The sequence below is a fragment of the Paenibacillus puerhi genome (genome assembly GCF_009846885.1).
GTDB classification, from domain to species: domain Bacteria; phylum Bacillota; class Bacilli; order Paenibacillales; family NBRC-103111; genus Paenibacillus_G; species Paenibacillus_G puerhi.
In genome coordinates this window covers 162,027-174,687 of sequence record NZ_WUWM01000009.1, presented here as the reverse complement: position 1 = coordinate 174,687, position 12,661 = coordinate 162,027, and the positions used below count along the sequence as shown (strand labels likewise).

Annotated in this window: 8 protein-coding genes; 2 read left to right on the top strand and 6 right to left on the bottom strand. The window is 55.5% G+C overall.

Annotated features, from left to right (window positions below; all coding sequences use genetic code 11):
- Positions 1-56: 56 nt before the first annotated feature.
- Positions 57-1,154 (bottom strand): DUF3900 domain-containing protein, encoded by a 1,098-nt coding sequence (locus GSF01_RS10505; RefSeq protein ID WP_159883636.1) that lies wholly within the window; start codon positions 1,152-1,154, stop codon positions 57-59.
- Positions 1,155-1,396: 242 nt separating this feature from the next.
- On the opposite strand from GSF01_RS10505, the gene GSF01_RS10500 reads away from it, so the two are divergent.
- The gene (locus GSF01_RS10500) at positions 1,397-6,424 is read left to right on the top strand and encodes an Ig-like domain-containing protein (protein WP_159883634.1); all 5,028 of its coding nucleotides are present in this window, start codon (positions 1,397-1,399) and stop codon (positions 6,422-6,424) included.
- 9 nt (positions 6,425-6,433) lie between these two features.
- On the top strand, positions 6,434-7,900 hold the full coding sequence (locus GSF01_RS10495; protein WP_159883632.1) for a glycosyltransferase family 2 protein: 1,467 nt from the start codon (positions 6,434-6,436) through the stop codon (positions 7,898-7,900).
- Positions 7,901-7,991: 91 nt separating this feature from the next.
- Here GSF01_RS10495 and GSF01_RS10490 read toward each other — a convergent pair whose 3' ends face one another.
- The 5 genes from GSF01_RS10490 to GSF01_RS10470 all read right to left on the bottom strand — a co-directional run bounded on the left by GSF01_RS10490 (position 7,992) and on the right by GSF01_RS10470 (position 12,551).
- Positions 7,992-8,624, bottom strand: a complete 633-nt coding sequence (locus tag GSF01_RS10490; RefSeq protein ID WP_159883630.1) for a superoxide dismutase family protein — start codon at positions 8,622-8,624, stop codon at positions 7,992-7,994.
- Between the two features lie 120 nt (positions 8,625-8,744).
- Positions 8,745-10,130 carry an MFS transporter gene (locus GSF01_RS10485; protein WP_159883628.1) on the bottom strand — a complete coding sequence of 462 codons (1,386 nt, stop codon included), beginning with the start codon at positions 10,128-10,130 and terminating at the stop codon, positions 8,745-8,747.
- 196 nt (positions 10,131-10,326) lie between these two features.
- Positions 10,327-10,989 carry a GNAT family N-acetyltransferase gene (locus GSF01_RS10480; protein ID WP_159883626.1) on the bottom strand — a complete coding sequence of 221 codons (663 nt, stop codon included), beginning with the start codon at positions 10,987-10,989 and terminating at the stop codon, positions 10,327-10,329.
- A gap of 18 nt (positions 10,990-11,007) precedes the next feature.
- Entirely contained in the window at positions 11,008-11,871 is an 864-nt protein-coding gene (locus GSF01_RS10475; RefSeq protein WP_159883624.1) for a carbon-nitrogen hydrolase family protein, read from the bottom strand.
- Positions 11,868-12,551, bottom strand: coding sequence for a class I SAM-dependent methyltransferase (locus GSF01_RS10470; protein WP_159883622.1), 684 nt, complete (start codon positions 12,549-12,551; stop codon positions 11,868-11,870). The genes GSF01_RS10475 and GSF01_RS10470 overlap by 4 nt, the downstream gene beginning before the upstream one ends.
- Positions 12,552-12,661 lie beyond the last annotated feature (110 nt).

The window sequence follows — 12,661 nt, the reverse complement described above, 5'->3', positions numbered from 1 at the left end:
CCGAACAGGCGGCCCGCCCGTCCGGTAAAGCAGGGCCGGCGCATAGCCCGTGCAGCCTAATAAGGCAGCACGGCCTCGCGGCCTTCCTCCTTCATTTTCTCGCGCATCCGCTCGACAAGCGATTCCAGCGTTTCGGGAAGCAGCAGCTCGATGGGCGAGATGCCCTTATCGAATTGGAGAGCCTCCGTCTCCATCACGACGACGTACCGGTCCCCAAGCTTGGCGATGTGCAGCCGGTCCCCGTAATCGGCGAGCAGCGCACGAACCGTCATATGCCCTCCCAGGTCGATCTTCATCTCCAGATCGGGCTTCTGCTCGACCATAATCGACGTGGCTTCGATCACCTGCGCGGGCTCCCACTTCTCTTGAAGCTCCCGCTTCTCACTGTGTGCCCAAAGCTCCATTTCCTCCAGCTCGCGGTCCTTGGCCTCCGTATTATCCTCATACACCTGCTCGACATACTGCTGAACGAATCCAAGCACCTGCTCATTCATCAGCTCGGGGACCGACTTCTCGTATTCGACAAATTTCAGGAAATCCTCGAAATAACGAGCATGCGAGGATTGATGGATCTTCAGCTCCCAGCTCTCAAGAATGCCCGGTTCCGGCATATGCGGATACATGATCGACTTCAGATTCTTGGCATTGATCGCCATCTCTACACGGTTCAACAGGCTGCGCTCATCGGTGATTCGGGCAATTTTTTGCTCGAAATCGCATTTGAACACGAACAGAAAAGGCTCATCCGTCAATTGATTGATGTGCGCTCGCACGACGAACATCGCCCCGCCCCGGATCGCGCTTGCTTCCATATAAGCGGTAACCAGCTCATCGGAATGACCCATGAATTCTTCCAGGGAATCAGCCGCGCGCAGTCTGGCAAACAGGTTATAATTCGGATTGCTGTCCAGATCATACCCGGGCTCTACGAGAAATCGTCCGATTTTCGTAGGCACCTGCTCGGCCTTCGGATGCCGTTCCGCTTTGCGCTTCGCCGTCTTCGCGAATTCTCCGTCCAGAAAGCCGCTAAGCTCGCTGCCTGCATAATCGTCGCCGTCCATCGTCTGAAAATGCTTGCTGCGCTTGCCTCCCTGTCCCTCTTCCCCCTCCACTTGAATCACAAAAAACGAAATATAATCAACGTCGAACCTCACGAAAATTCCCCTCTTCCATGCCGTAACTCGAATCTCTTATCTCCTAAATCCCCATGATTCGTTTTCCTAGTATACATCAGCGGCCCCGGCGTTCCTAGTGCAAATCGCAGAGAGGGGTATTCTTACCTAGCGATTTTAGATGATTTTCAACAAAATTATCCTTTTTTTTCGGATATCACATTCTATTCCTATCTTTATTCATGGTAAGATAGAATTATAGATTTGACGAAATGAGGTTCTATATGTCGAACAATCGTAAACAGGGAGTTCCGCTTTCCTCCAAGGCATGGAGAGCGCTCCTGACCGCTTCTCTCGTGATTGCGCCTATCGCCTATCCTGTCGGCCCCGCCGACGCCAGCATCATACCTCAGCCCGTACATGATATCGTCGCTTTGCCCGGCGAGCAGATGAAGCTTCAGCTGAAGGATCTGTTCCATGGCAGCGGAGGAGCTTTTCAGATCGAGGGCACGGAGGACGATGAGCAAGTCGTAACGATGAATCGCGAAGACAGTACTCTGCAGCTTTTCTTCCTCCAGCCCGGACAGGCGACATTTACCGTCACGCTCAACGGCGTCAGTCGACAAGTGGCCGTGAAGGTACTCGAGGGCGCAGCCGAAAGACCTATGGATATCGGCAAACTCGTCCGGCATTTCCATACTAACCCCGGTCTAATGACCGACCGGCCCTCCGTTTCCGCCTACCTGCAGACGCTCGCGTCTGCGGAGGCTAGGACCAACCAGGCTCCCACGGTAAGTCAAGCCACCTACGCGTTGCGGTATACGTCCGGCTACACCCTGGATGTCGCGCCGTTCTTCAGCGATTCGGACGGCGATGCGCTGGAGTATCTCGTCCTTCCCGCTTTCATGAATGGAGTCCATGCCTCCATATCGGGAAGCAGGCTGACATTAACCGGGTCGCAAAGCGCAAGATCCGCCTTCACGGTCTATGCGGCGGATGCCAAGGGAGCCTTTGCTTCCATTAAGCTATTGCCGAACACGGCGCCTACTCCCGTCGCCGTGACCGCCAGCGTCTACGCGGCGGTGTATCAACAGCCTCAAAGCATGCCGCTTGTCACTTACTTTACCGATTCGGAAAACGACAAGCTCAGCTACCGAATCACGGGCATGACGGTGACCGAAACAACTTATAGCGGTCCTATGCAGCCTCTGGTGCCATACCTGGACGACAACGATGGAGTCCTGCGCTTCTCCGGTCAGCTTGCGGCAAAGACGGCTATCCAGCTCGTCGCGAGCGACGGTCAATATGAATCGGCTCCTTTCAGTCTCACGCTGGACCCGTCACTATCGTCATCCAACCGGCCTCCGGTCGGTACATCCTTTTCGTACAAGGTGAATAAACATTCGTCGCTGATGCCGGTGACGCTGGCTACGTACTTCGATGATCCGGACGGAGATCCGTTAACCTATACCGTATCCCCCGCCTCTTCAGGCGGCGTGACGGCCTCGATAACGAACGGCATGCTATCTTTTTTCGGGCAGCTTACGAGCCATGCTGCTTTTACGGTCACCGCCTCCGATAATCATGGCGCCACGGCAACCGCTGTCTTTGCCTACACCGTGGAGAATCAAGCACCGGTCGGAACGTCGGTAACTTCTGTCGTGTACAAGAACACGGAGCTTGCTCCAATCGCGCTAACCTCTCTTGTCACCGATCCGGACGGCGACGCGCTGACTTACACCGTCTCGCCCGGCTCCATGAACGGGGTTACCCCCGGGATCGCGGACGGCATGCTGACTTTCGCCGGCTCCCTCACGGGACCTGCGGAATTTACGGTAAGAGGGTCTGATGACGCCGGTCTGTATGCCGAGTCCGTCCTTACCTTGCTCATCGGGAACCGGCCTCCGATTGCCGCACAGGAATGGGTACCATTAAGCGTACATAACTCGGTAGAACTTATCGATTTGGCGGCTAATTTCAGCGATCCGGATCTGGATGAGCTTACGTTTACCGTGTCGCCGCTAACTGCAGGCTCCTTGAGCGCCAGCATCTCGGGCAACCATCTGAGCATTGCCGGAATCCCTACGGAAGTGACCTCGTTCACGGTAACGGCCATGGACTCGAATCAGGCTTCGGTAAGCGCAGTTTATCAGCTGACGCCGGCCAATACAGCGCCCACCGCTGAAGCGCAGACTTTTGTCGGGGCACGGAATACAGTTCCGAATGCTATTTTATTGACCGATTATTTTCAAGACGCGGAGGGCGACGCGCTTGACTTCGCCCTGGCCTCCTCCGCAACAAGCGGCGGGTTAACAGCAGTTATAGAGGGAAGCTCCCTTTCCTTTACAGGCGGGCAGACCGAGGAAGCGGCATTTGCCATTACCGGTACGGATCTGATGGGCGGTTCAACCACGGTGACCTTTACGATCACCCTGCCTAACAGCGCGCCAGTGGGGGCTCCCTTCACGATAGAAGCAGCCAAGCATTCTACGCTTGACTCCTTAACGCTTAGCGATTATTTCTCAGACCCGGATGGCGATGTCCTGACCTACGAATTGTTCCCGGGGGAAACACAGCCGATCAGCGGAATTACGGCCGAAGTCGCCAATGGCAAGCTGATCTTTACCGGCACGCTTGCCCGATCGACTGAATACACGGTACGAGCTTACGATACCCAAGGCTTGTACGCTGAGGAAATCTTCTCGTTTATCGCGATCAATCAGGCGCCCGTCGCCGCTGCATCCTTGCTGGAATTCGAGGTGCACAATCAGGCTCCGCCTATGAATCTAACGGATAATTTCCATGATCCGGACGGAGATCCCTTGTTGTTCTCCGTATTCCCTCTGTACAGCGGAGGTCTGACGGCCAGCCTGGACAACGACGTGTTAACTCTCTCCGGCGTTCCGCTAGAGCAAGCAACCTTTACCGTTACGGCTCAAGACGATTCGGGCGAGTCGACCAGCGCCAGCTATGTGATGGTGCCGGTCAATAATCCGCCTACAGCCGAACACCGATCGTACACCGGACAGTGGAACGCAACGCCTGCCCCTATTCAGCTGACCGAAAATTTCAGCGATCCTGATAGGGATGACGAGCTGGAGTTCACCCTCACCTCACCCTTCAGCGGCGGCCTGACAGCCTCTATCGAAGAAGGCGGCATGCTTACCTTCTCTGGGCAGCAGACCGATACGGCATGGTTCGAGGTAACGGGCACCGATCCGATGGGCGGCACAAGAACCGTCACTTATACGATTGAGCTTGGGAACCGTCCGCCGGTCGGTGAATCGGTAACCATGGCTGTCGGCAGGAATATGGGGGCCGCCTCCCTTAATCTTGAGGATATGTTCACGGACCCTGACGAGGATGAGTTAACGTATAGCGTAGAACCATTGGATGCCGGCCAAGTATCGGCGATGATTTCGGGAACTACGCTGATGTTCTCCGGTCAGGTCCAATCCGATGCCAGCTTCCTAGTCACCGCCACCGAGCTGAGAAACGATGGCCTCTCGGCTTTGTCGGCCACTGCATTCGTTGAACTTCAAGCGATCAACTATGCTCCGATAGCAGCCGATCCGCTCGTGACCGGCTACTACCAAGTGGATGGGGCCCAAGAGATCAGCTTCTTCAGCAAGCCTCTCTCTACCCTGTTTGCGGATCCGAATAACGATCCGTTATCCTTCAGTCTGATGGAGAATGGAGAGCCGGCTGATCAGGCGATGGCGAACGGCTTGACGGGCCAGCTTCTTGATGAGGGCGATGGCATCAGGCTGAACGTTACGGGCATGCCGGAGAGCCTTGACGAGGTCGCTGAATTTACGATTGCGGCAGCGGATGATCTAGGGGAAGAAGCCTTGCTAGTCTACCAGGTGAAGGCCAATCATGCCCCTCGTTTCACAGGCGAGTATGCACAGGAGAACATGCAGCCCATCCATATTGCGCTAACGGGCACCATCGCCGACCTGGATCTGAGCACGCTTGTCACGGATAATGACGGGGATGAGCTTAGCTATGAGCTGGATCTGGATCTATCGGATATCGCCGAGTTCGACAGCGTAGAGATCGTTGGCCATACGCTGAAATTTACGGGGCGGCTTAATACCGAAGAACCGTATACGAGCCTCAGTCTTCGCTTAAGGGCCAGAGACGGGAAAGGCGGCATCTTTGATTTCACTCTGTGGGGGGATATCTTCTATCTTCCTGTGGCTCTGGATTCCGAGGTCAGGGTCAGCTATCTGAAGGACCAGCAAGCCGGCGAAGTCGCACGTATTCAGGTTAGCGGCAATTTCTTGGACCATTACTCCAATGAGCTTTATCTCTTCGTTGAAGATGAGTCCCCTCTGCCTGGTTACCATGCGGAATTTGTTTATGATGATCAGGGGATTCATCGCTATCTGATCCTGACAAAGGACGCTGACGTTACAGAGGAACCATCTAATATACCGGTCCGGGTCCGGGCAGAGAATAGGTATGGCTATGCCGAGACGACGTATCTCTTTCAGCTGAATCAAGGTCCCGTATCGCTCCTGCCCTCGAGCTTCGAGCTGTACCCGGGCATTGGGAATCTCGATCCTCAGAACCTGTTCGCGGATCCCGAAGAGGATAATTTCACCGTGCTTTCCGAAGTTATCTCGTCAGGGGGGACTTGGCTGAACGTTACGCCTGACCAACCGGGACAGCTGGGCTTCGATCAAGAAGCGGCAGACGGAACCTCCGGAAGCGTCAGCTTCCTGGCTACCGATATTCACGGAAATTCGACCTCGCAGCTCGTCCAGATCGCAAAGCCGATCCAAGCGCCGCAAAAGCTGCTGCCGGATCGATCTGTGGGCACCCTAAGCAAGCTGACCTTGAAAAATCTAAAGAACATGTACGGGCTATCCGAAGCTTATTCGTTCAAAGCGTTTAGCAGCCATGGCGAGGAACTATTCGTCTCCTTATCTCCAGACGGTCAGGATATGGTTCTGGAGAGCGGCATGTACACTGGACCCTATACCATAACACTTATCGCCTCGACCTCCGATGGGGAAAGCGGCTTTATCGATCAATTTGACGTGAACGTCTATCAATCCGGGCTGGATGGTCCCTACTTTGTGTACAATCCCTTTTACTTATCCGGCGAGACCGTGGACTTGGAGGGGATCCAATCTACCAATCCAGACTACGCTCCCACTGTTTCAATTGAAGCGGACGATCCTGATCGGTTCCGCATTTACTTTAGTATGCCGGATGAGCCTACGCCGACTACCTTCCTTATTCGCTCCATCGAAGGGACGATATATGAAGTGGTTTTCGATCCCGACCGGAATAGGAATTGATTACGCGATATGACAAGTAACCCAAGCATGGCTGGAATCGATTATACCGGCATCATCGATCACCTGAAGCAGCAGCGCTATGCCGATGCGGAACGTGAGGCCACACTCTCCATCCGCCAGCAGCCTCTTGCTCCGCAGAGCTGGACCTTGCTGGCCGAAGCTCTGCTCCATCAGGGCTTCGGCTCCGCAGCCAAGCGCGCCTTCGGCCGAGCCTGGCTGCTGGACCCGCAAGCGGATTGGGTCGCCCATGTGCATCGTCATCTCGAGCATGCCCCGCCAGGCCCCCGTCGCGAGGATATCGAGCTCCTGCTTCGAACCAAGCCTGTTTCTCTGGCGATCGGGATCATCGCAAGAGACGAGGAGCGCACGATCGCCAGATGCCTCGCCAGTGTTCGCGGAGCTGCCGATGAGATCATCCTAGTCGACAGCGGGTCGACCGACCGGACGCTGTCTATCGCGGCAGACTTTCCGGAGGTCAAGACGATCCTCGTCCCCTGGCACAACAGCTTTGCCGAGCTCCGCAACGAAGGGATGCGTCACATGCAGGCAGACTGGGTGCTTTGGATCGATGCGGACGAATATTTGTATGAAGAGGATAGGGACGTTGTTCGTGAGGCCGCCGGTTTGTTCGATGACATCCCCTATACGCCGATTCTGAACATCTGGCAGATGAATCAGATACAGGGAGCGGTTAGGCATGAATTTTCGCAGGCCCGATTATTCCCGCTGCGCCGCGGATTACAGTATCATGGAAGGGTGCATGAACAGATCGGTCCTGTTGACGGGGATGCTTTCAACTTCGCTGCCTATCGACAGCCTGTCCGGATCCGGGTGCAGCATGACGGCTATGAGCCAGCTGTGGTCGCGGCTAAAAACAAAGTCACCCGCAATCTGACGCTGCTGGATATGATGACGCAGGAGCAGCCGGAGAACCCTGGCTGGTGGCTGTACCATGCCCGGGAATCGCTGGCGGCCGATCTTCCCGAGCAGGCGAAAGCGAGCCTGTCGATGGCGGAAGCCGCTGCCAGGCACGTACCGTCGTTCGCCCGTCTGCTCGACGTCTATATGCTGACTGCGAAGATCAACGCCGCTGAAGCGGATTGGATCGCCGTTGAAGAAAACTGCGAGAAGGCGCTGGCCCTACATCCCGACTTTCCGGACGCGCTGTTCTACCGGGCGATGGCCAAGCTGAAGCAAGGCTATGCGCTCTATCGGGAAGCGGAATCGAGCCTCTCGCAGGCCAAGCTCGGATTCTCCACCTACCGGGGAACCGTGACCCCGGATTACGAAATCGGACGATGGAAGGCGGATGCTTCCCTCGCCGATATCGCGCGAGCCGTCGGACGCTTCGGAGATGCGGCCCGTATGTACCGTCATTTGGCCGAGCAATATCCGTATGCGGACCAGCTGCAGAAGCCGCAGCGACTTATTGACGAACAAAGAACCGTACTAAATCTTCTTTACGACAAGAAGTAGCACTTATTGAAGCCCAAGAAGCACGCCTACATCCCGAACGGGACGATAGGCGTGCTTCTTGGGCTTCCTGGTATTGCGGAAACCGGCGGACTTATTCGGATTTGTTCTGGATTACGCCGCAACCGATACGTGCTCCCGCATTGCCGGCCGGCGCCGACTTGTAATCATCGGGCTTCTCATGGATGACCAGCGAAGTCCCGCCTTCCTTCAGCAAGGAATTTGGTTTACCCCGTTCCAGAGTAACTGCCTTAGCTACTACCTCGATGCGAGCCTTCCCCTGCTTGTCCGCGACCAGATTGGGCAGATCGCCGGCATGCGCCCCACCCGCGCTTTCCGCTCCATGGTCATGCCCGTCCGGGTTAAAATGGCCCCCCGCCGATGTAAAATCCGGCGCTACGCAGGCTCCTTGTTCATGGATATGAAATCCATGCTCGCCGGCCGTGAGCCCTTGAACTTCTCCCAGCAGTCTTACTCCAGCGGATTCTTGGGTCAGGAGCACCTGGCCGAGAGCCTCCCCCTTCGTCCCCAGCAGCCGGACTTGCAGGGCTCCCTCCGGGTTTTCCGCAGCCATCACAGCCGTGCTTCCTTCGACTTGACGAGATTCATGCCCCCGCTTGGGCTGAGCATCCGCACCCATCCATGGAAGCTTTGCGCTCTCGCAGCCGGCCGTGAGGAACAAGGCCAACCCCATCGCTCCGAGCTTGCGCAATGTACTAGTTTTCATGTTCGACCCTCCTTCATCAGCAGCATGACACTCAAGGTCCAGTGTTGCCGAGATGAAGGACATTTAAACGATACGCTTCGCGGACACCTTCGACGACGCCTTCTCCTCGGGAGCTTCCAGCTATCCCGCCTTCTGAGCCACCAGCTTCTTCTTGCCGAAAAGCAGCGCGTAAAGCAAGATAACCAACGCCAGCAGCAGAGCTAGCACCAGAAATATATTGCTGAACAGGATGCCTTCTCGTCCGTCAACGAACGGATTAAAGCGGATCGATGCTCCTTTAAGGTCCAGGATTTTGCCGAGCACGGCTGTAGCGGACGCGCCGGCGATGAAGTTCAACATGGAGAACAACCCCATGCCGATTCCGGTCTGATCTTTAGCAAGCGTGCGGGATACCGTATTCGACATCGCAATCTGCATGAAGGTTTGCCCGACAAACCCAAAGATTAGAAATAAGGCAACCAAGTAGGGGGACAGTCCCGCAACCGTAGAAAGGCTAAGAAAACAAAGCAGCAGCAGCGACGATGCGGTGTACACCAGATAGGAATTCCCCCGCTCATCAGCCAGCTTTCCGCCTTTTCGACCCAGCAAGGCCGAGGAAATCGCCGCCGGAAACATCAGAAAGCCGATGACAGCCGGACTGACATGATTGATCGTTGCCAGCAGTTGGGGAATGGTAAAGGCGATGCCAAAGCTGAAGCTGGTCGCCAGGAAGGCGATCAGAAGGCCAGAGACATAGGCTTTGTTTCGAAACAGCGACGGCTGAACGAATGGCTCAGCGGTCGTCCGGATGCGCACGACGAACAGAACCAAGAGCACGATGCCGGCTGCCAGCAGAAGCCAGGCTGCAAGCGTAATGGCCAGCAGAAGCGCCGCTACAGCCAACGCCAGCAGCATGCCCCCGATAAAATCAATTCGGCCGGCTTGCCCCCGTTCGTCATCCAGATATTTGCGGTAGAACGGCAGCGTGAGCAGCGCCAGTATAGACAAGGCAAATAACAGACGCCAGCTGGCAAAGCTGGTCACAAACCCCGACACGATAGGACCCAGTGCGGCTCCGAGAGACAAGCCGATCGCCGTCGTCCCCAGTGCCCGGCCGCGCTGCTCCGGGGCGAAGTAACGGATCGGTATGATCATCGCCGTGGCCGGAATGACGGAAGCGCCGGCTGCTTGCAGAACCCGCCCGGCGATAATCATCCAGAACTGGGTAGCCGCAAGTCCGACGATCGAGCCCAAGGCAAAGAAGATCAGCCCGATGGTAATCAGGTCCTTCAAACGGTATTTATCCGCCAGCTTGCCGAAGGTCATCGATCCTATGGCGTAAACGATCATATAGCTCGTGATAATCCAGCTCACCTGCGAGGCCGACAGCTGGAATTGCCTGCTGATCTCCGGCAGGACGACGGTGAACATAGAGGCATTCATCACCGACAAAATCAAAGTAAAAACAAGGACGCGAAGCAGCTTCTCTCCGGACTGGCTTTGCTGAGCTTGCGGTATGGCGGTCATCGTACATTCCTTCTTTCTATTCCGCCCTCCATATTCGAAGCGCGGTTATGTATGTACGTCTCATTATCGTCCCCATAACATACATAGTCAATAAAAATGTATATTAAGTTTACATGTCGAAGCTTATTTTTGTTGAAGTCAAATAAAAAGCCTGCAGAGCATTCGCATCTACAGACTTTCCACATGTACTTGGTTGTTAATGAAAAGGATTTTTCCATTCCATCAGCATCGCATAATTTCGCGACTCTTCATCCTCCAAATAATCCGCGACCAGCTTGACCGGCGTTCTGCCGCATTTGAGCAGGAAAGTCATGACCGGATCCCGGCGCGTTCCCCGGAGTACCGCCTCCACATAAGCTTCAGGCGACATTTCGTCCGCTACCCGGCCATAGCCGGGGATTCGGCCACCGCCGAGCAGCCGCTTCAGCTGCAACCGGACCACAACCTCATACATCGAAAGCATCAGCCATTTCCCGAGGCCGAGCTTGCGATAGGACGGTCGGGCGCCGATATCGACAACATATAGGGTATTGCCATCGGGACGATGCGTCGTTATATAGCCGGAATCCGTGATCTCCGCCCACGTATGATCCGGATCTCCAGGATCGTAATCCACGAGAAGCCCGGTCATCGAAGCGACAATTTCTCCATCCGCCTCCACGCATAGCGCCCCCTCGGGGAAAAGCCTCACGTGGTTGCCTAGCTGTTCCTTTGTCCACCACAGCTCTTCGGGAAATGGCGGAGGAAAGCTCTCCCGTTGAATCTGGATCAACGCCTCAAAATCCGCCTCGGTATAAGGACGGATCACTGCTTTCAGCGGCCGGTCTCCATCAAATACGAAGAGCTCCTTCCGGTACATGGTCATCGCGCCTCCTTCCTAACTCCAGTCCGTATACAGGTCCGTACGGCGATCGCGCCAGGTGGTAACCGATCCCTTCTCCCGCACTTCATAGAGAAGCTCCAGGTCCAGGTCTCCGGTGATGATCATATCGCCGTTGATTTCGCCGGCCGTCATCACGCCGCCTGGCGGGAAAGGAACGTCATTGGGCGTAAGGATCGCAGCCTGCCCATAGTTGCCGCGCATGAAATCAACGGTGGGCAGCGAACCAACGGTTCCCGTCGTGACCACATACACCTGATTTTCGATAGCCCGGGCATGGCAGGTGTAGCGCACCCGATGAAAACCGTGGCGGTCGTCCGTACAGGAAGGACAAAAAATGACATCCGCGCCTCTCGCTTTCGCCATACGTACAATTTCCGGAAACTCGATATCATAGCAGGTCAACAATGCGATCCGGCCTTTATCGGTGTCGAATACCGATAAGGCATCCCCTGCGCCCATCGCCCACGCTTTGACTTCGGAAGGCGTGATATGCAGCTTCCGCTGCGTAACCATCCTTCCGTCCGGGTAGAACAGGTAAGCCGCGTTGTACAACCTGCCGCCTTCCTCGACAATATGCGTGCCGCCGATCAGATGCATGCCCGTGGAGCGGGCTAACCGGCTGAACAGCTCCTCATAGGCTTCGGTAAAGCCAGGCAGCGCCGTAATGGGAAGTCCCTCGCGACGGTTATCCGGCTTGCCTATGGACAGCAGCTGAGTCGTAAACAGCTCCGGAAACAAGACGAATTCGGCATCGAATTCGGCAGCCGTTTTGACATAATGCTCCACCTGGGCGGCGAAGTCGTCAAAGCTGTCAATGGTGCGCAGATGATATTGGACCGCGGAAACTCTGATTTTCATCCTTCTTCTCTCTCCTCTTGTACCTGTTCTTCGTACTCGACGGCGCTTTCTTCGATGGGATCGAAGAATAAGATATGAGGCTTCTTCACACACCAGGTCGTCATCGAACGCAACTGCTCCACCTGAACGGTTTTGATGGGCTCCAGAAATAACCCGTGCAGCTTGTCCGTCCACTTGTGCAAAAACTCCTGGTCGGCCAAGTACCGCTCGCTGCCGTCCGGCAGCGCATACCGGCGGTTGCCGAGCGGAATAATCCTGCTCTCGATGCCGATGGAGGAAGCCATACGGACAAACAGCAGTCCGCCCGGTTTCAGCACCCGCCAAAGCTCGGTGATCATTTGTCTGAAATGCTCGTCATGCTCTGCGAAATGCAGAACGGCGCACGCGATTACGACGTCGAACGAATCATTGGCGAAGCTCAGCTTCTCCAGAGGCTCGACCCGGAAGCGTTCTTCCAGCTGCTCGGGCTCAAGACCGGAGGCTTGCTGCCGAACCGCCTTAATGGCCTCTTCGGAACGATCCACGCCATAGACCTCATAACGCTCCCGCAAAAAATAACCCAGATTGCGCCCATCTCCGCAGCCTGCGTCGAGCAAACGCATACCGGGCGCGATACGTCCTTTCAATAGCTGATCGAATAAATATATATCCATCGAACCGAACTGCTCTCTTGGATTCATCCCCCGCTCACTCTCTCCCAATTCCAGGCGTTGTACGCTATTATAGCACGTCCGGGCAGATATGCTCCACGCAGCCGCCGTTATTTTTGGAGGCCATTCCATATAGTCCG

Bases quoted from the DNA above. Each gene is read 5' to 3' on its own strand.
- GSF01_RS10500 (WP_159883634.1), top strand. From the start codon at position 1,397: ATGTCGAACAATCGTAAACAGGGAGTTCCGCTTTCCTCCAAGGCATGG.
- GSF01_RS10485 (WP_159883628.1), bottom strand. From the start codon at position 10,130: ATGACCGCCATACCGCAAGCTCAGCAAAGCCAGTCCGGAGAGAAGCTG.
- GSF01_RS10490 (WP_159883630.1), bottom strand. From the start codon at position 8,624: ATGAAAACTAGTACATTGCGCAAGCTCGGAGCGATGGGGTTGGCCTTG.
- GSF01_RS10470 (WP_159883622.1), bottom strand. From the start codon at position 12,551: ATGAATCCAAGAGAGCAGTTCGGTTCGATGGATATATATTTATTCGAT.
- GSF01_RS10475 (WP_159883624.1), bottom strand. From the start codon at position 11,871: ATGAAAATCAGAGTTTCCGCGGTCCAATATCATCTGCGCACCATTGAC.
- GSF01_RS10480 (WP_159883626.1), bottom strand. From the start codon at position 10,989: ATGTACCGGAAGGAGCTCTTCGTATTTGATGGAGACCGGCCGCTGAAA.
- GSF01_RS10495 (WP_159883632.1), top strand. From the start codon at position 6,434: ATGACAAGTAACCCAAGCATGGCTGGAATCGATTATACCGGCATCATC.